General features: G+C 43.5%; 22 protein-coding genes and 1 tRNA gene. 12 read left to right on the top strand and 11 right to left on the bottom strand.

The features are described from left to right. Positions 1-45: 45 nt before the first annotated feature. The gene (locus F1644_RS02690) at positions 46-684 is read left to right on the top strand and encodes a hypothetical protein (protein ID WP_118302143.1); all 639 of its coding nucleotides are present in this window, start codon (positions 46-48) and stop codon (positions 682-684) included. Here F1644_RS02690 and F1644_RS02695 read toward each other — a convergent pair whose 3' ends face one another. The 6 genes from F1644_RS02695 to F1644_RS02720 form a co-directional block, all read right to left on the bottom strand. Next, on the bottom strand, positions 685-1260 hold the full coding sequence (locus F1644_RS02695) for an RNA polymerase sigma-70 factor (RefSeq protein ID WP_118302142.1): 576 nt from the start codon (positions 1258-1260) through the stop codon (positions 685-687). It lies immediately after the preceding gene. Between the two features lie 135 nt (positions 1261-1395). Continuing rightward, positions 1396-1767, bottom strand: a complete 372-nt coding sequence (locus F1644_RS02700) for a hypothetical protein (protein ID WP_087420486.1) — start codon at positions 1765-1767, stop codon at positions 1396-1398. A 56-nt stretch (positions 1768-1823) separates the two neighbouring features. After that, the gene (locus F1644_RS02705) at positions 1824-2045 is read right to left on the bottom strand and encodes a helix-turn-helix transcriptional regulator (protein WP_118302141.1); all 222 of its coding nucleotides are present in this window, start codon (positions 2043-2045) and stop codon (positions 1824-1826) included. 5 nt (positions 2046-2050) lie between these two features. After that, on the bottom strand, positions 2051-2485 hold the full coding sequence (locus F1644_RS02710) for a hypothetical protein (protein ID WP_118302140.1): 435 nt from the start codon (positions 2483-2485) through the stop codon (positions 2051-2053). A 113-nt stretch (positions 2486-2598) separates the two neighbouring features. After that, the gene (locus F1644_RS02715) at positions 2599-3885 is read right to left on the bottom strand and encodes a DUF4261 domain-containing protein (protein WP_229782430.1); all 1287 of its coding nucleotides are present in this window, start codon (positions 3883-3885) and stop codon (positions 2599-2601) included. A 22-nt stretch (positions 3886-3907) separates the two neighbouring features. Further along, positions 3908-4159 carry an Imm17 family immunity protein gene (locus F1644_RS02720; RefSeq protein ID WP_118302139.1) on the bottom strand — a complete coding sequence of 84 codons (252 nt, stop codon included), beginning with the start codon at positions 4157-4159 and terminating at the stop codon, positions 3908-3910. 134 nt (positions 4160-4293) lie between these two features. Here F1644_RS02720 and F1644_RS02725 point away from each other — a divergent pair, with 134 nt between their 5' ends. The 4 genes from F1644_RS02725 (at position 4294) to F1644_RS02740 (ending at position 8195) form a co-directional block, all read left to right on the top strand. Beyond that, complete coding sequence (locus tag F1644_RS02725) at positions 4294-4980, top strand: response regulator transcription factor (protein ID WP_087420487.1); 687 nt, start codon at positions 4294-4296, stop codon at positions 4978-4980. Continuing rightward, positions 4977-6245 carry a sensor histidine kinase gene (locus F1644_RS02730; protein ID WP_118302138.1) on the top strand — a complete coding sequence of 423 codons (1269 nt, stop codon included), beginning with the start codon at positions 4977-4979 and terminating at the stop codon, positions 6243-6245. The genes F1644_RS02725 and F1644_RS02730 overlap by 4 nt, the downstream gene beginning before the upstream one ends. A gap of 214 nt (positions 6246-6459) precedes the next feature. Next, on the top strand, positions 6460-7290 hold the full coding sequence (locus F1644_RS02735) for a PepSY-like domain-containing protein (RefSeq protein ID WP_118302137.1): 831 nt from the start codon (positions 6460-6462) through the stop codon (positions 7288-7290). Between the two features lie 59 nt (positions 7291-7349). Then, complete coding sequence (locus F1644_RS02740) at positions 7350-8195, top strand: PepSY-like domain-containing protein (RefSeq protein WP_118302136.1); 846 nt, start codon at positions 7350-7352, stop codon at positions 8193-8195. Between the two features lie 202 nt (positions 8196-8397). On the opposite strand, the gene F1644_RS02745 is transcribed toward F1644_RS02740, so the two are convergent. From F1644_RS02745 to F1644_RS02755, 3 genes are read right to left on the bottom strand one after another with little or no spacing between them, the layout of a single operon-like run. Further along, positions 8398-9579 (bottom strand): transglutaminase-like domain-containing protein, encoded by a 1182-nt coding sequence (locus F1644_RS02745; protein ID WP_087420491.1) that lies wholly within the window; start codon positions 9577-9579, stop codon positions 8398-8400. A gap of 3 nt (positions 9580-9582) precedes the next feature. Beyond that, entirely contained in the window at positions 9583-10578 is a 996-nt protein-coding gene (locus F1644_RS02750) for a dihydroorotate dehydrogenase-like protein (protein WP_087420492.1), read from the bottom strand. 38 nt (positions 10579-10616) lie between these two features. Then, entirely contained in the window at positions 10617-11297 is a 681-nt protein-coding gene (locus tag F1644_RS02755) for a YggS family pyridoxal phosphate-dependent enzyme (RefSeq protein WP_118302134.1), read from the bottom strand. Positions 11298-11562: 265 nt separating this feature from the next. Here F1644_RS02755 and truA point away from each other — a divergent pair, with 265 nt between their 5' ends. The 4 genes from truA to F1644_RS02775 all read left to right on the top strand — a co-directional run bounded on the left by truA (position 11563) and on the right by F1644_RS02775 (position 15093). Next, positions 11563-12309, top strand: a complete 747-nt coding sequence (gene truA / locus F1644_RS02760; RefSeq protein ID WP_118302133.1) for a tRNA pseudouridine(38-40) synthase TruA — start codon at positions 11563-11565, stop codon at positions 12307-12309. Between the two features lie 11 nt (positions 12310-12320). Next, positions 12321-13475 carry an Lnb N-terminal periplasmic domain-containing protein gene (locus F1644_RS02765; RefSeq protein ID WP_118302132.1) on the top strand — a complete coding sequence of 385 codons (1155 nt, stop codon included), beginning with the start codon at positions 12321-12323 and terminating at the stop codon, positions 13473-13475. A 76-nt stretch (positions 13476-13551) separates the two neighbouring features. After that, positions 13552-13624 (top strand) — tRNA-Phe (locus tag F1644_RS02770). Between the two features lie 251 nt (positions 13625-13875). Then, positions 13876-15093, top strand: a complete 1218-nt coding sequence (locus F1644_RS02775) for a site-specific integrase (protein WP_005645982.1) — start codon at positions 13876-13878, stop codon at positions 15091-15093. A gap of 146 nt (positions 15094-15239) precedes the next feature. Here the strand turns inward: F1644_RS02775 and F1644_RS02780 are convergent, their stop codons facing one another. Both F1644_RS02780 and F1644_RS02785 read right to left on the bottom strand, forming a co-directional pair. Further along, a complete protein-coding gene (locus F1644_RS02780) occupies positions 15240-15521 on the bottom strand; it encodes a helix-turn-helix domain-containing protein (protein WP_005645984.1) in 282 nt (93 codons plus the stop codon). A 4-nt stretch (positions 15522-15525) separates the two neighbouring features. Continuing rightward, positions 15526-15813 carry a helix-turn-helix domain-containing protein gene (locus tag F1644_RS02785; RefSeq protein WP_005645986.1) on the bottom strand — a complete coding sequence of 96 codons (288 nt, stop codon included), beginning with the start codon at positions 15811-15813 and terminating at the stop codon, positions 15526-15528. A gap of 337 nt (positions 15814-16150) precedes the next feature. Between F1644_RS02785 and F1644_RS02790 the strand changes: the two genes are divergently transcribed. The 3 genes from F1644_RS02790 to F1644_RS02800 all read left to right on the top strand — a co-directional run bounded on the left by F1644_RS02790 (position 16151) and on the right by F1644_RS02800 (position 18978). Further along, complete coding sequence (locus F1644_RS02790) at positions 16151-16459, top strand: helix-turn-helix domain-containing protein (protein ID WP_005645988.1); 309 nt, start codon at positions 16151-16153, stop codon at positions 16457-16459. Beyond that, entirely contained in the window at positions 16440-17672 is a 1233-nt protein-coding gene (locus F1644_RS02795) for a virulence-associated E family protein (RefSeq protein ID WP_005645989.1), read from the top strand. Before F1644_RS02790 ends, F1644_RS02795 begins: the two co-directional genes overlap by 20 nt. A gap of 325 nt (positions 17673-17997) precedes the next feature. Then, positions 17998-18978, top strand: coding sequence for a toprim domain-containing protein (locus F1644_RS02800; protein ID WP_168044325.1), 981 nt, complete (start codon positions 17998-18000; stop codon positions 18976-18978). Positions 18979-19104 lie beyond the last annotated feature (126 nt).

The following is a 19104-nucleotide window of genomic DNA, read 5'->3' on the forward strand; positions in this document are numbered from 1 at the left end:
CCTATTATCCTATCTGAAATCCAAAATTTTAAATCTAAAATCAGTATGGCTATCATTCATTCACATATTTTCGATAACGCATCCGGTTCCGTGGGGAACGTCACGATAAGCAGGTACAAAGGGAAAAATATCGCCAAAGGAAAAATATGTTTTAAAAGCAAAAAACAATCCGCAGCACAAGTCTGTCAGCAAATTCGCTTTAAAGCACTATCTGACATTGCATTCCATTTTTACACGGCAATACGAGCCGGATCACCTCACCAGTCGTGGTCGACCTCCCGGGTTCAATTTATCGGACTCAACCAAAACACCGTAGAAGTTGATGAAGAAACCCTAAACGTCACGTTCCATCCGGAGCGAATTACTTTCACGACAGGTAACTTGACTCCTCCTGTGGTAAATATTCGTATTCAAGAAAACAAACGTATCATTCACGCAGAATGGCTACGTCAACCACTCAGTCCTATTGCCAAAGATGAAGACGACTTATTTCTGGTCATTTATGACACTCAAGAGCAAGACTCATTAGCTTATCCGTTAGGTAAACGAGGACTACCCGGAACAAAAAAATACCCTTTACACGAAGATTTTACCCCGGCCAACTGTATCGCTTACGTGTTCGCTCTATCTCCTATTAACAGGAGAGCCTCCGTCTCCAAATATTCAAATATCATCCTGGAATAATCACCGATCTATAAAAATTCTACCAAGAGCGCAAAGAACAAGCACGTAGTCATACGTGGCAAACGCTTGTTTCAAGCGCTCCATACCCCGGTGCAACTGTGCTTTCACGGTGTTCTCATTCATATCAAGTCGAGCTGCAATCTCAGCGTACTTACAGCCTTCCACGAAACGTAAAAGACACACTTCCCGACACTTTTCCGGCAACTCGTCAAGCACTTGCCGAATACGGGCAAGGAGTTCTTCATCATCTACCATATCCACGTTCTGCGACTCGATATAGGCCTCCATGTACTTACGATTATTACGATCTTCGATTTGCAGACTTTTCAGGTAATTCAAACAACCATTACGAACGGATGCAAAAAGATAATGTTGAATGGAAGATGTTAACTCCAAACGTTCGGCATTCTCCCATATTTTCAGAAAAACATCCTGCACGATGTCATGCGCTTTATCAGAATCATAGATATACTTTTCCGCGAAAAGATACAACTTCTCGTAATATGTATCGAAAAGAACAGACAAAGCTGTTTCATCCCGACGTTTCAACCCCATAAGTATATCATCACTATCCATGCACTATTTTCACCTATTTCAAGGATTTATTACTCGCAAAGATAACGAATCATCAACAATATCAAACTTCTACACCTTATAAAATACGATACACCTTCCACTCTCGCCTAAAATCACGTTACTCCGGTCAAAGAACTACCATTCTCTCCACTCTTCCGTCACGTCCTCATCGGTCTTCAACCCGGCCACATTTACGGCCGTAATGATAAATTTACAAATATCTTCCCGCTGATCCGTCTCGATCAGTTCATACTCGCACTTCTCGTTCAAAACATTCAAAGCCAGCACAGTTTCTTTAACCTGTCCCATGATGATCTCCTTGTTTTCATCAGCCCGAGACAAAGCATCAATAAATTCCAACAGAATCTCCTCACAAGTCTTCACGTCTTTCTTCCCGTAAGCCGGAACAAATCCTTCCATCTCGTCATCTTCCTCTGGGATCAAGTACTCATACATTGAAGTCAATACATCTTCTCCCAAACTATTCTTTAAATCTTCCAAACTCATCTTAATCCATTATTTTTAATCAAAACACCTTTTCAAAAATACAGAAAAACACTTTATTACTCAACAATCCCATTATCAAGTTCAAAAATATCCTCCACGGATACCTTAAAATACCGGGCTATTTTTAACGCAATTATTGTAGAGGGAACGAATTTACCCGTTTCTATCGTGTTAATCGTTTTACGAGTAACCCCTATAGCAACGGCCAATTCCTCCTGACTTATATTTTTCATTGCCCGATACACTTTTATTTTATTATTTAATTCCTGAACAGCCATAAGCACTATTGTCTGTATAAAAAGAATCTACGCAATTCCGTTACGACAACCGCAACATAAACAATTGTCAGACATATTACCCGTACAGGTATATCCACAAAATCACTCAAAAGAAACAAAAGTATAACATAAATCAAGGTTGAATAAAAACCGGTCACTAATGCCTTATAATCAAAACTCAAGTACATTTCGTTCATTAGTGCTTGTTGGAGAACTTGATCTCCCTTGATTTTCCGAAATACCCGGAATACCTTTATTACCGCATAAATAAACAAGATTCCAAATACAGAACTTATAACAGCTACAATCGCCATCAGAAATTTATTTAATGGAAGTTCCATCAATATTATCCCCGGGAACCAGAAAATAAAAGCAATACCACGAAGAAAAAGCGATTTAAATCGCTCGACTTCCACCTGTTCAATTTTAGAATTTTCCATGACACCAATCATTTTTTATTAAACAACATGATAACCTTTAGGTTATAAAAAGAAACCTTTAGGTTACAAATGTATATAAAAAATAGCATAAACCAATAAATTCAAATTAATATTTAATATTCAATCTTCAAAGTCATACCCTCCACGGCTACTCCTTTTGACCGGGTAATTGGTAATTTTTGTTCTTCGCTGACTCCTAATGTTTCTCCTTCCCGTAGCGTCACGTCCGAACCGATAACATAATAGGCTATTTCAAGCATGAATCTTTGCAACTCGGGGAAATTATGTTTACTTCCCAATATCTCGATCTCTTCTTTCCCGAAAGCTGTCATCCCGTACGTGTATATATTATTTCCCTCCTCGTTCCGGTACAGGCCCAAATACACCCAAGTCAACACGGGTAAGTTTTCCTCATCTTCCTTCATCATATTGGCCACCTCGATATAAAATTCCGGTTGAAACACTGTCCCGGAAACATAAACGCCAATAGCATTGGGCTGTTTCAAACAAGTAGCGATCACTTTCACGTGTAACTTACCTGCTTCCACCGGGGTCAAGCCATGAGCAAGAACAGCTACCAGCACGTGAGCTTTATGCGTCTTCGTTACCTCTACGGCTTTCGGCCACATATAATTTGTCTCTGCATAATACTCGGCCTCTCCATCCGGAACTCTTGCCGGCATGAGACTGATAGCCACTAAAGTTTCACCGAGATAAAACACCCGGGTCGATTCGTCTGCACTCGCATCATCACTGGCCATATCTCCCGGCTTATCGGATGGCTCTATTCCCCACTCCGTCTTCAAATCTGCCATGACCTTATCCACGTCGAAACTTACCGAGTTTAGCAACACGGACCCGCAAAAGGTCCCGGCCTTCTCTTCCCCGTTCTCCACTTTCCCATCGTCTTCCTCCACACCTGTAACTTCAAAAAATGACAGGCCGTTAGAAATATCCTCAATCAATGAAGTAAATTCTTCATCCCCCGGCATCAAAACTAATCCCTTCTTGGCAGCCTCCAACGCCTCTTCGGTTCTTTGACATCCATACAATAATTTGCTATACACCAACCATCCCCACGGGTAACCAGCCTCCACCGTCACCGCACGTTCGGCATACGGCAAAGCCTCCTCTAATCGCATCTGATGCATCAACGCAACAGCCAACCGGTAATTCCAAACACCACTCTCACGTCCTTGGTCTTCCACTTTACGTAACCACTCTTCCGCATCATGGTAAAATCCCTGATTCAAATAAGCATAAGCCACGCATAATACCGCCTCGTAATATTGCCCGGGAGTTTTCAATTCCGGCAACACCTCTATAATTGCATCGTAATCTTCCTCTTCCGCCCAATCCCGGATCTGTTTCATTAAAACCTCAACACTCGGATATTCCATATTTCTATTGTTTAAATTATTATTACATCAAAAAAGCCAATAACAGCCCGCAAATAATAATGATTATAGAAAGTAAGATCATCCCTACACGATACCCTTTCTCTCCCCACAAGTATCCTAACCAATACAGGAAACCAAAGGGGCGAGTACCTTGCATTTGCAACACCCATTTCCATTTCTGAATAGCCCCGATCAGCATGACTATCCCAAACAACGGGATGAGCCATACCGTATATTCGGCCGGAATGTCCGAAGACAGGTCTTTATCCTTCATACAACCTCTTTTTGCATCGCAGCAAATATAAAGGAATAAATTGGAAATGTACTCCCGGAAGTCTCTTATTTAAAATTTATTCCAGATTCTTTCCAGAATAAATTGCTATTTTTGTTCTACAAAATTTCAACGCCATGAAGATATTAATCATTGAAGACGAAAAAGACTTGCGAGAAGTGATGACTCGATCACTGGAGAAAGAACGTTTTGTCGTGGAGACAGCGGCAGACTATTCTACAGCCCTGCAAAAGATCAATGATTACGACTACGATTGTATCTTGCTGGATATTATGCTCCCCGGGGGTAGCGGACTTTCGATTCTGGAAGAGCTGAAGAAATTAAAGAAACGGGAAAGCGTGATCATCGTGTCGGCTAAGGATTCCATTGAAGACAAGGTTACGGGGCTTGACCTCGGTGCTGATGATTACCTCGCAAAACCATTCCACTTGGCAGAATTACACGCGAGGGTGAAATCCGTGATCCGACGCCATCAAACCGACGGGAATACCGAGATTGAAATTGAAAACCTAACCGTCCGTCCCGACGATCACACCGTGTTCATCAATGGAGAAGAGCTGAAACTCAATCGAAAAGAATTTGACTTGCTCTACTATTTTGTCACCAATCCGAACCGATTGATCAACAAAACGACATTGGCTGAATCCGTGTGGGGTGATAACATTGATCAAGCCGACAGTCTCGATTTCATCTATTCCCAGGTAAAAAATTTACGCAAAAAGATGAAAACCGCTGACGCTATCCCGGAAATAAAAGCCGTGTACGGGTTCGGCTATAAACTAATCACAACACCGGAAGCATGAAACTCATCCACCACACGATAAGCAAACTCTCGATCGTGATGATTATTATCCTCACGTTCTGGGCTGGCTTTTTCTTTTTTAGCATACTGGATGAAATTCTGGACGAGACGGATGATAGCTTGGAAAACTACAAGCATCTTATTATTCAACAGGTTTTGAGGGATACAGCCGCAATTAATAATAGTAGCGATTTAATGAGTCAATACTTCATAAAAGAAATACCTGAAGAGCAGGCTATTCATTACAAAGAACGATACTTTGACTCGACACGTTTTTACGAACTTGAATACGATTTTGATCCTGTACGAGTACTAAAGACAGCCTTTCGGGGAGAGGATAAAAAGTTTTACGAGTTAACGATCATGATCTCAACCCTGGAACAGGACGATATGATCGAGGCGATATTATGGTCGATCGTGATTCTGTATGTCTCGCTACTTGTTTGTATACTGATCGTTTTTGAGGTCGTTTTCAGAAAAAGCCTGGCCCCATTCTACAAACTACTGGGCTGGCTGAACAAATTTACCCTGGGCGGGAAAAATCCCCCATTGGAGAACCCTACCAAGATAAAAGAATTCCGCCAACTAAACGAGACGATACTTAAAATGACCCGGCGAAACGAAGAGATGTATTCCCAACAGAAACAATTCATTGAAAACGCATCCCACGAACTCCAGACCCCGTTAGCAATCTGCCGGAACAAGCTGGAATTATTGGCAGAACGGCCGGATTGCACGGAAGGACAACTGGAAGAAATCGAGGACATCCACCGGAATCTGGGACGTATCGTGAAACTCAATAAATCCCTGTTGCTCCTTTCCCGCATCGAGAATGGCCAATTCCACGAAACGAAAGAAGTGGAATTCAACCCGATCATAAAAGAACTCGTGGAAGATTTTCAAGAAATTTACGAGCATAAAAAACTGCACGTGGAAGTGGAAGAAAATGCCGCTTGTAAAGTTCACATGAATGAATCACTAGCAAATATATTAATCACGAACCTGTTGAAAAACGCCATGATACACACCCCGAACGAGGGAAGTATCACTATTCGCGTACAATCAACCGGAATCACTTTCACCAACAGCACGGATGGTCCCTCTTTGGATCAATCCCGCCTTTTCACTCGTTTCTATCAAGCCGACAACAAAAAAAGTGATTCCACCGGGCTAGGATTGGCAATTATCCAAAGCATCGTCCACCTTTACCATTTTCACATTTCCTACTCCTTCGATGGGAAACACCGATTCGATTTACGATTTTAATATATCATTCTGTGATTTCCGATTCAATGATTCCGTGATTAAAAAAGGCACACATTCACGGGGAAAAAATCACTTAATCGGCAATCATCAAATCACAGAATCTTCAAATTTTTAAATCTAAAATAATTTCGATTCCCAAATCTTTCCCAAATCACCCCTTTACTTTGTTCTCAGAAATTAGAACAAAGAATACAAACATTAAAATTTATATGCCATGAAAACAAGAATGACCATTTTCGTTTCTTTATTGTTAGCCGGATTTGCTTTCACTAGCTGTGAGGATAGTGACGATAACTACACGCCGGATGAAAAAATCGTGAACGTGCTATACGAAAAATACCCGAACGCACAGCGTGTCGACTGGGAATTACAACACGACCACTACGTGGCAGACTTCTATGACAACAACATCGAGAAGGAGGCATGGATCACCACCAAAGGGGAATGGGTGATGACTGAAAGCGACATATTGTTTAACAATCTCCCGGATGCCGTACAAACCGCATTCAACGAGTCGGAATACAAAGACTGGAGAGTAGACGACGTGGACATGCTGGAAAGAATTGAAATGGAAACCGTATACGTGATCGAAGTTGAAAAAAGCAAACAGGAATTTGATTTATTCTACGCTGAAGACGGAACTTTAATAAAAGCGGTAGAAGACATTGACAACAACAACAATTATCAACCGAACACGGTTCCTGAAGTCCTGAAAAATTTCATTAACGAGAAATATCCACAAGCAACCATCGTGGACATTGAAGTCGAAAAAGGAATTACCGAGATCGACATCTTACACGAAAACAAAGCAAAAGAATTACACTTCAATAGTGCTAACGAATGGTTATACACGACTTGGGATGTTAGAGAAAGAGAGATTCAAGACATTGCAACCAAAGTGCTGAATGATAACCCGGGATTCAAAATTGATGATATTGATTACAAAGAAAGCGCGGACGGAAGTGAAGTATACATCTTCGAATTGGAAAAAGGCAATCAAGAAATTCACGTAACAGTGAATATGGAGGGAAATGTTGTAAAATGATAGACAGGTAACATTTAAATTGCAGTAACGTAAAACAAGAGGATCTTAAATTAGAAATTATGAAAACAACATTAGTTACCGCACTAATCCTACTCTCCACCACGTTTGCTTTCAGTAGCTGCAAAGACAGCAGCTACACGCCACCCAAAAACGTCGTGAGTGCCTTTAAAGCCAAATATCCCTCGGCAAAACGAGTAGAATGGGAAGTGAAAAACACGTATCAAGTGGCCGAATTCCATATCGACTTCACGGAAGTCGAGGCTTGGTTTGACAACAACGGCCAATGGGTGATGACCGAAAGTGACGTCAAATATAACTCCCTGCCCGTGGTAATCCGCAATAGTTTTAAATCCGGAGAATACGGGAGATGGGAAGTAGAAGATGTTGACAAGCTGGAAAGAGCCGGGATGGAGACAATTTACATTATCGAGGCAGAACTCGGGGAACAAGAAGTTGCCTTGCACTACTTGGAAAATGGAACGCTAGTAAAAACCCTCATGGATAACGATGGACGGGGATATCAACCGGAGAGCGCTCCCAAAACAGTCCTACAATTCATTCAGCAGAAATACCCACAGGCCAATATCGTGGAAATCGATCAGGATAAAGGGTTACTAAAGATTGATATTATTGATCAACAAATCATGAAAGAAGTCGTGTTCAACCACCAGAATCAATGGGTTGTCACCACTTGGGAAGTTTCACACAATAATGTACCAACCAACGTGATGAATGTACTGAAAACTTCTTCCTACGCGAATTACCGGATTGACGACATTGATTATGAAGAAAGAGCAGACGGTTCGCTCGTTTACATTTTTGAAGTTGAACAAGGGGATCGGGAATTCGATGTCACGATAGATGCCAACAATCTCAAAATTGTATCCGCAATACCGAAAAATTAATAAACGAAAGGGTGCAAAAGTTCGTAAGGTTTGTAAAGTTATAAGGTTTATCCCTCAGACTGAATCCATCGGCAACAAAGTTGCCGTAGATAAGGCGCCCGCTAGGGTCAATGGACTTTATGAACTTTTAGAATCGAAGGTTCTACTTTATAAACTTTACAAACGAGGGGGGCAAAAGATTTTTGCCCCCCTCTTATTTTTCTTACAAGTGTAATTTCACTTCTACCGGTTTCTCTTTCACTTTCACTTCTTCACCAACCCACTGACCGTTTTTATCGAAATAATTCAAAGTATACACTTTATTTTTTTCCACCATAAATTCCAACACGTCATTCATATCCTGTCTAGGTCCGGCAGTACGTCCACCACCGATTTGATCTTTACCGCAGAAAATATCCACGTTGGCAGCTACCCGATCATCAGATTTACGCATATTGCGTTTATCTTTAAACATCATGACTTTTAGAGGTACGTAATTTCCTCCGGCCAATTGAGATTGATAAACCTCTTGATAAATATCCAGATAACGTTGAGTGACATTGATAGCAGGCACGTACTTAATATTAAAATCCCAAACTAACGGGAAACTCTCCCCCGTCGGTTTAAAAGAAGAGGCCCAGATTGCGTGCATACGATCTTTGGGATCAGCTTTCCCGGCATCGGCAAGGAACCAAGAACGATCGAGCTCGTTCGGGTAATACTCGGTAAAATACCATTTACCGTCCAACCAAACCTCGCACCAGTTATGATTCCCTCGGTTATCATGCCAGTTGGCAGTCCCGGCAATACGGGAAGGAATACCCACCGACCGCAAAGCATCCGTCAATAAAATAGACAGACCGCTACAAGAGGCCATTCCCTGACGAATAGACTCTGACGGGTTCTGATCCGGTTTCTCGCGGGCCGTGTTGTAATCCACCTTCACTTCATCCCGGATGTTCTTGTTCACGGCTTTAATTGCCTCCTCCAATGTTTTGCAATTCTCCACGTAAGGAGCGAATCTCTTGTAGAAATCGGCACGCCATTGATCTCTCTCCTCGTTCAGTGAAGCGTAAGGCAACACGTCATTCAAGAAAATAGAATCCGGCACGCTCTTCGCCCAGGCAAAACGATTACGAGCTTCATAGGCCAATTTCACATTCGACAACAAATCATCCCCTTTCATCGTTTTCAAATCCCGCTCCGGCATGTAAGAAATCAAAAAGGCCACGCCTTCCTTCATTTCCGGAGTAGCACTTTCCAACGCTTTTGCCAGTTCCGGCTGATTCGTTCCCGACGTTTCTAAAGCTTTGTCCAACAAAGCATGATATTTTTCCGGCACTCCCGGATACTTCGCACATGCAAAGCACATGCAACACAACAACAAGATAAATGTACTTCTCATAAATTAATATTGTTTATTACTAAAGTATTTCATGAACTGGGCTCTTTCATAAAGATCCGGGTTCTCGATGGACGAATAGGAAAGCATTCCCCGGTAATCCCCGATTGTCTTGAAAGCTTTCGAGTCCATCCATTTCCCGATAAAATTATTTATATCCTCGATCACGTGAATACCCTTCTCGTAAAGAACAGAACAAACTTGAACCGTTGTCGCACCTGCCAACAATAACTTCACGGCAGCCTCACCACCATGCACGCCCGTGGATGCAGAAATTTCCAACTTCTTATCCTTCCCGGCCAAAATACCGGTCCATCTCAAGGTTGTCCTCAATTCGGCAGCCGTACTAAACACGGATGCGGCCCCCATCTCCAATGTATTAATATTTATATCCGGCTCGTAGAATCGATTGAATAACGTGGTCGCGTTCGCCCCGTAAGCCTTGATTTTATCCACGAAAGCGGAAAGGTTCGTGAAATAATGACTGATCTTAACGGAAACAGGTATCTTTATCTGGCTCTTGATGGATTTCACGATCTCAAAATACACATTCTCCACTTCCGCACTCTCCTTAAACTCGTTCACCGGCAAAATGAAGACATTCAACTCCAGCGCATCTGCCCCAGCCTCTTCCAACTGGCGAGCAAACGAAACCCATTCACCACCACTAAAACAGTTCACGCTGGCAATCACGGGTATCGTCAAACGACTCTTGGCATTACGAACCAATTCCACGTACTTCTGTATCGTGTTGGAACGAATGTACGCTTTGATATAATCCTCGGCCTCCGGGTAAGCATCACCCATCCCGTAACCGGCCTTGAACACACCGGAAGTCTCCTCGTTAATCTGTTCCTCGAAAATAGATTTCAACACCACGGCTCCCACTCCTGCTTTCTCCATCTCGACCATCTTCTCCACGTCGGACGTTAAACCGCAACTTCCCGCGATAATCGGACTCCGTAACTCCAGTCCCATGTATTTCGTCTTCAAATCTGCCATAATGATTTATTTAAATAGTTAATAATGAATCTTTCAAATTATATATTCGCGTAATTTCTCGCACCGAAAATGGAACTCCCCACACGTACCATCGTACTTCCTTCCTCCACGGCTATCCGGTAATCTCCGGACATCCCCATGGATAATTCCTTGAATTCAGGGTTCTCTGCGAAATAAGTTGTCTTCAACTCGTCAAAAATCTCTTTCAGGTGATGAAATTCCCGTCTGACCTGCACCTCATCATCCGTGTTCGTCGCCATCCCCATCACGCCCACGATCTTCACGTTCTTCATATTCTTGTAATCGGCACTCTCCAAAAGAGCTTTGGCCTCTTCCATATCCAACCCGAACTTGGTTTCCTCACTGGCTATATAAAATTGCAGCAGGCAAGGGATCACCCGATCATGTTTTTTCCCCTCCTTGTCAATGGTCTCCAGCAATTTCAAGCTCTCCACACCATGAATCAAAGAAACGAAAGCGGCCATATACTTCACTTTATTCGTTTGTAAATGACCAATCATGTGCCATTCTATATCTTTAGGAAGTACCTCGTACTTCTCCGCCAACTCCTGTACCCGATTTTCCCCGAATACTCTCTGCCCAGCCTCGTATGCCTCCACTATCGCCTCCACGGGCTTTGTTTTCGATACGGCTACTAATTTTACCCCTTCCGGTAAACTACCGGCAATCTCTTTCAAATTTTCTACAATACTGCTCATTCCTTTTCAACATTTAACATGCCCTTGAAATACTACGGACTCACAAATATAACGTAAAATCAGGATATAATGTCAGGGTACAAGCGTTAAAAATTAACGTTTATATTCTTCCGTTACAGGTTCTCGGGCCACAAGTTGCAAGTTAATTGAAATTTACCCGTGGATGGCATTCTCGCAGCCCGAAGAAGAGACAAAGTAAAAAACGTTTCATGTTCTTCTACTCTCACGGAATTTTGTTAATTTTGAATCTTGAAAAAGTGGAAACATGCACAGGTATTTTATTGAATTAGCATATAACGGAAGTGAATATAACGGTTGGCAGATACAACCCAATGCCCCCTCTGTCCAGGAAGAAATCAACAAGGCACTTACCCTCCTGCTAAAACAGGAAATCAACGTGACCGGGGCCGGACGAACGGACACGGGAGTACACGCCTCGTTTTTTGTGGCCCACTTTGATAGTGATGTTGTCATAGCCCACACGCAAGCCCTAACGGACAAGCTCAATCGTTTCTTGGGAAAAAACATTGCGATCAAAGATATTTACACCGTACACCCTGACATGCATGCTCGCTTTTCGGCTATCTCGCGTACGTACAAATATTATATCAATAAAAACAAGAATCCGTTTACTTACCCGTTTGCCTACCGGCCGCATCCCTTACCGGACATCCGGTTAATGAACAATGCTTGTGAACTTCTCCTACGTTACGAGGATTTCACCAGTTTCTCCAAACTGCACACGGATGTAAAAACGAACATCTGCCATTTGATGAAGGCCAACTGGGAAGAAACGGATGAACAACTTGTATTCACGATCAAAGCCGATCGTTTCCTGCGTAACATGGTACGTGCCATCGTGGGAACATTGTTGGATGTAGGGCAAGGACGTATCACGCTGGAACAATTCCAACAGATTATTGAAAGCAAGGATCGATGCAAAGCTGGAACTTCCGTTCCCGGCAATGCCTTGTTTCTTTGTGACATTGAATATCCCCCGTGTAAACTATAATACTGAAACACATGAAAACAAAACTATTCATCATATCCTTTTTCCTGTTTTTACTCACGACGAGTACTTCTGCCTCCGTCAAGTTATCCAAAGATGCCACGATCAGCATTCTGACGTGTTCCCCGGGTAACGAACTTTACTCGCTGTTCGGACACACAGGCATCCGGGTAGTGGACAAAGCAAACAACATGGATATTGTTTTCAATTACGGGACGTTTGATTTTGCAACCCAGGGATTCTATTTCAAATTTGCACGTGGCCTACTCCCCTACCAATTATCGTGTTCCGAGTTTCGTCGTTTTTTATCTTCCTACATTTATGACGAGCGTAGCGTGTATTCCCAGACCTTAAATTTGGATTCCATTCAAAAGCAATACTTGATGGACTTGCTCGTTGAAAATTATGAACCTGCAAACCGGGAATACCTTTACAACTTTCTATATGACAATTGTTCAACCCGGGTTCGGGACATCATTGAGAAAAGTACAGACAATCAAATCACATGGATTGCTCAGCCTTCCACGAAAAGTTTTTGGAACCTTCTGGATGAATATCTAGGTCGTTCCCCGTGGATTCAATGGGGTATTCACACGATCCTTGGCTCTCCCGCAACCTCCACGGCTACCATCCGGGAACAAATGTTTCTTCCCGATTACCTCATGTATCGTTTAGATTCCGCGGCATATAATGGAACTCCACTCGTGCAGCCGATAGAGACAATATATGAAGCACCGGAGCAGGATCTTTCAACACCCTGGTACTTCTCCCCGTTCTTTGTTTTTGCCATTTGTACGCTTGCACTCATTTTACTTTTACAAAAGGTAAAAAGCCGCCGTTTGCTAAAAGCTATCGCTATTCCCTTCTTTATCGCGACAGGCGTTGTCGGGTGCCTCATCGTCTTTTTGTGTTTTTTCACGAAACATCCCACGATGTTCCCCAACTTCAATGCCTTCTGGGCAAATCCGTTAAACCTCATCGCCGCATTCTTCCTCGGTAAACGCACTCTACCGTGGATCATCAATAAATACTTGTTCATCTACCTCTACCTCTTGATCATCGGTTTTTTGCTATGGTTCCTGTTCGTTCCGGCAGTTCCCTATGCTTCCATGGTCATCATGGTATGGATGATATACCTCTGCATCCGTCTTCGACAAAGCGGGAAATAATATTTTTCGAGATTCTTTGCCTCAGCTCTTGCAGATTGAAATAAAACCTCTATATTTGCACTCGCAATTCAGCGATGGTGCCATAGCTCAGTTGGTAGAGCAAAGGACTGAAAATCCTTGTGTCCCCGGTTCGATTCCTGGTGGCACCACTTTTTAAGAAAGAAAAACGATGTAAATCCCTGAATTTCAAAGAAGTTCAGGGATTTTTCTTTTCCAAGAATAGGCAAAATTAGTGGGATTGAAGCAAACCATACGTCCTTATTCAAGGGACTGTTTTCAAAAGCCCGGAATGTTCCACTGCGAAGTATTTACTTCATTCTTTTACAGCACGTTGCACTATTTTACATAACAGGGTTCTCGGTTCGATTTCCTAACTTTGTATCATTAAAAATTGAGCCGTATGGAAAGAAAAAGATTCAGCGTGTTGTTCTTCATCAAGCGTAGCAAACTGTTAAAAAACGGGGAAGCGCCCGTGCGTGTGCGTGTCACTTATGACCGCCTATACGTGGAACTTCAACTAAAGCGGAGCGTAAAAGTCCCACTTTGGTCGCAGGAAAAAGAGAAATCGACAGGCAAAGACCGAAACTCCGTAGAACTTAACCATTACATTGACGCCCTGCGTGTGAAATTCTATCAGATTTACCAAGATTTGGAACTGGAGGGAAAGATTATCTCCGCACGTGCCATAGTGAACCGCTATCAGGGAAAGGACGAAACTTTCAAGTCATTGCATAATGTATTCAAGGAACATAACGACAACTGCCGGAAGCTAATCGGGACGGACTATGCCGACATCACCGTAAGACGTTACGACAATTGCCTTAAATACCTCATGGAACTGGTTAGACGGGATTACAAGGTAGATGATATGTTACTGCGTGAGGTAAACGGGGAACTGGTACGCAAATTCGATTTATACCTAAAGACGGAGAAGCATTGCGCACAGAATACCGTTATCCGGTACATGAAATGTTTTAAGAAAGTGATAAACCTTGCCATTGCTAACGAGTGGCTGACAAAGAACCCGTTTGCCGGAATCAAGTTTCACGAGGTGGAGGTAAACAAACAGTTTCTAAGCCAAGCCGAGATAAACCGGATATGGCAGAAAGAGTTCAGGATTGAACGGCTGGAACTGGTACGGGATGTTTTTATCTTCTGCGTATATACCGGGCTGGCATTCATAGACGTGTATAACTTGCGCCCCGAACACATTTCAGAGGACAATAACGGCAACCTGTGGATAGTGAAACCCCGTGAAAAAACAAACAATATCTGCAACATCCCGCTTTTGAGCATTCCCAAACAGATACTTGAAAAGTATAAGGATAACCCCTACTGCATGGATAAAGGAACTTTGTTGCCCGTTCCCTGCAATCAGAAGATGAACAGCTACCTGAAAGAGATTGCCGACTTATGCGGTATTAAAAAGAACCTGACCACGCACACAGCCCGGCACAGTTTCGCTTCGGTTATCGCACTGGCTAACAACGTGTCACTGCCGAACGTGGCTAAAATGCTGGGGCATTCATCCACCCGAATGACGCAGCATTATGCGAAAGTATTAGACCAAACGATACTAAGGGATATGCAAGCCGTTGAGAAACAGCTATCCATATAACCACGAAGAAGCCAGCAACACAGTTTTCAAGAAAACGTGATTGCTGGCTTTCAATCAATCAAACAATATAGAAAACAAGACAGCTATATTTCAATACTTCAATATTTCAAGAAAGCAAGAAAACAAGATTTCATGTTTTCAAGATTTCATTTCTGATAGAACCTTTCCAACAAATCCATGATGTCACTTTCCCGGTAGATGATTTTTCCCGGAAGCTGCACGTAGCCCAGCAGCCCCGTGTCCCTGTAATCCTGCAACGTCCGTTTGCTGATGCAAAGCCGCCTGCACACCTCATCGCTCGTCAGGTAGTGTTCACCGTTCAATACCGGGCGATAGTTCATTACCACATACTCCACGTTTTCCAGCACCCTGTCAAGGGAAGAAAACAGTACCAGCGTGGTTTCGGAATCTTTCGTTATCAAATCCATACGCCTACTTTTTAGAATTGTCCCTTACTTGGTTGAGCAAAAATGTTTCCACGTCCGAAGCCTTGTAGTAAATCTTATTGTTAATCTGCGAGTAAGGCAGTTTCCCCGTGTCACGGTAGGTCTGCATCGTCCGGGCTGAAACGTTCAGCAGACGGCAGGTTTCGCAGTTATCCAGCCATTTGTCACGCTTCCTGCGTAAAGGCACGCAGAGCGCATCCACACGACCCACAAAATTTTCAAACCTCTGTTTCCATAGTTCAAAGGTTTTCTTTTCAATCGTCACTATTTCCATAACCGATATATTTATTCTTGTCAATACTCCGTTTTTCTTCACTGGTGCAAATATATAAGGCTGAATAATAGGTTGTTTTCCTCTGTCCATAAATGACCTTGCGTGTCCGAAAATGTCCACCACCAACCCAAAAACAACATGAAAGAAACGAAACGATAACAAAAACCCCGTCTTTTCCTCACTTACTAAATAAGTAAGGTAATGAACACAAAACCGTTTTCTATTTGCCGACATTAATTTGGTGCAGAGCGAAGCAAAGCGATTCCAAATGGCTGACGCTTTGTTTTTTACCGATTTTTCTTATTTTATTTGTGGTGCTAATTCAAAATAAGCACTCATGAATAATCCTTTCGAAGAAATTTTCAAACGGCTGGAGAACATCGAAAAGATGATTGCCCCGGTCACGGGCGTACAGCCCGGAGAACGGCAGGACGGAAAAGAGCCTGTGTTAATCAAAATATCCGTTGCCAGCGGCATAACCGGGTATTCGGTCAATTACCTGTATCATTTAGCCAGTAAGGGGATGATACCGTGTGTCAAGCGTGGGCGTACCCTGCGTTTTGACATGGAGGAACTCAAAAAGTGGATGCAGCAGCAGTATGTCCCGGCTTCTAACAGACTTCCCGATGAAAAAGAAAAGAAGTGATGATGCACGGCATATCGAGGGCTGGCAGTCAAAGAACGAGCGCATCGAAAGCCTGTTGAACGTCCTGTACGATTTCCGGTTCAATACCGTAAAGAGCCGGACGGAATACCGGGCTGCAAGTTCTTCGGACTTGTACCAGCCCGTTACGAAATTCGTCCTGAACTCGTTCAGGCGCAGGCTGGACGCAACCGCTGGTATTGTCACCTCTGCCGAGAACATCCGTACCATACTGGAAAGCGATTTCGCAAGAAAGGTACATCCCATACGGGAATACTTCAACGCCCTGCCCTTACTGAATCCTGCCGAACACGGGCATATCGGCAGGCTTCTGAACACAGTACAGGTAGCCAACCCCGGTAAATGGGAGGAATATTGCACGAAATGGCTTATCGGTGTGGTAGCCAACGCGATGAACGACACGGGATGTCAGAACCATACCTGTTTGGTACTGACCGGGGACAGACAGGGACAATTCAAATCGTGGTGGCTGGACAACCTTTGCCCGACACCGCTTAAAAACTACCTGTTTACCGGGAAGATAGACCCGCAGGGCAAAGACATCCTGACACTGATAGCCGAATACCTATTCATCAACATTGACGACCAGCTAAAGGAACTCAACAAGCAGAACGAGAACGCATTGAAGAACCTTATCACCACCCCGGCGGTAAAGTATCGCAAACCGTATGATGTTTACATAGAGGAATACCCCCACCTCGCCAGCTTCATGGCTTCGGTGAACGGCAACGAGTTCCTGACCGACCCGACAGGCAGCAGGCGTTTTTTGCCGTTTGAGGTGCTGCGCATAGACAAGCCCACAGCAGAAAGCATCCGCATGGATAACGTCTATTCCGAAATCATGTACCTGTACCGTCAGGGCGTGCGCTACTGGTTCAATGATGCGGAGATTGGGGAACTGCACCTGACAAATGCGGAATTTGAGGTGCAGACAGTCGAGTTTGAGATGCTGACGCAATATTTTGAGAAGCCGACAGAGGAAGAAGAAGCCCTGTTCTTTATGACAACGGCACAGATACTGGCACGTTTACGGGATATATGCCCCATGCAACTATCCGAAAAACGGCTGGGGGAAGCGTTACGCAAAGCCGGGTTCAAACGGGTACAGAAACGTATCGACAAACAGACCTATTCGGTATATGGGTACAGGATAAAGCCTGTTCCAACATCCTGTACAAACAGCAATTACGGTTAGCACGGTCATTTTACGATTGGTTATTACTGCAACGCAGTAACTGCCATAGTAAGATATATTCCTATTTTATATACTGTATATCAAATATTTAACAATAGCGCAGTAAGCAGTAAGATAAAACCGCAAACTTTTGGAAAAAGAAAAACCGCAGGAAATATCAGGGTTATATTTCTATCTTCTTTTGAAGAAATAACTTACTTATCTTACTGTATAAGAGGTAATCCGCTGAAAGAAAAAGAATTATGTGCAGAAACATAGTAACTTTTCTTCTTACTGACCTCTTACTGTGCTACTGCAATTTATCAACATCAAAAAAATAAAGATTATGACCTACAAGGAAGCCAACAATATCAGTATCAAGGATTACCTGAACTCTTTGGGAATCCAGCCCGTCACGGAAAAGGGAAGTTACGGGATGTACCGCAGCCCCTTACGGGAGGACAACACACCGAGTTTCAAGGTGGATTATAACGCCAATCTATGGTGTGACTACGGAACTGGCGAGGGCGGGACGCTCATCGACCTTGTGATGAAGCAGAACGGGTGCAACGCCTACGGTGCTATCTGCCGACTGGAACAGGGCAGCACCACCTCTTTTTCCTTTCACGGGAAAGACCTACCAGAAAGGGACACGAAAAGGCAGGCAACCAGCCCGATAGAGATACGCAGAATACAGCCGTTACAGAATCCGGCACTCATGCGCTACTTGCAGAAAAGGGGGATTTCCCCCGGAACGGCAGCCCCATACGTGCAGGAAATGTATTACCGCATCGGTGGAAAGCCTTATTTTGCGCTGGCGTTCAGGAATGATTCAGAAGGTTACGAGCTTCGCAATCCCCGTTTCAAGGGCAGCACATCGAAAGACATCACCCATATAAGGCAAAAGGGAGAGCCGAGAGATACCTGTTTCGTGTTCGAGGGCTTTATGGATTTCCTCTCATTCCTCACTATCCGGCAACAGAAAAGCCCGGGTATGCCCTGTACCGACTGGCAGGACTACGTTATCCTGAACTCCACCGCCAACGTAGATAAAGCCTTATATCCGCTGGCTGATTACGGGCATATACACTGTATGCTTGACAATGACGAGGCAGGCAGGAAAGCGGTTGAAGCCATAAGGCAGGAATACAAATGGCGTGTACGTGACGCATCACACCTGTACAGCGGTCACAATGACCTGAACGACTATTTGCGTAGTCTTAAAGTGAAACAATCCCAAGACTTGACAGTTACCGACAAGCCCCAGCCGGAGCAGGATAACAGACAAAATCCGGGTGAAAAAAGAAAGAGAGGGCTAAGGATGTGACCTGCAAGACTGGCGGCATGAACAGACGGCAGGCTGTGTGATTAGGGAGAGCAAGGTTATGTTTCGGTAGACCGAAACACCTTGCTTTGCTTGACAGCAAAGAAAATTTCTCCCGTTGGTCGCAAT

It is taken from the genome of Butyricimonas paravirosa, assembly GCF_032878955.1.
Lineage (GTDB): Bacteria > Bacteroidota > Bacteroidia > Bacteroidales > Marinifilaceae > Butyricimonas > Butyricimonas paravirosa.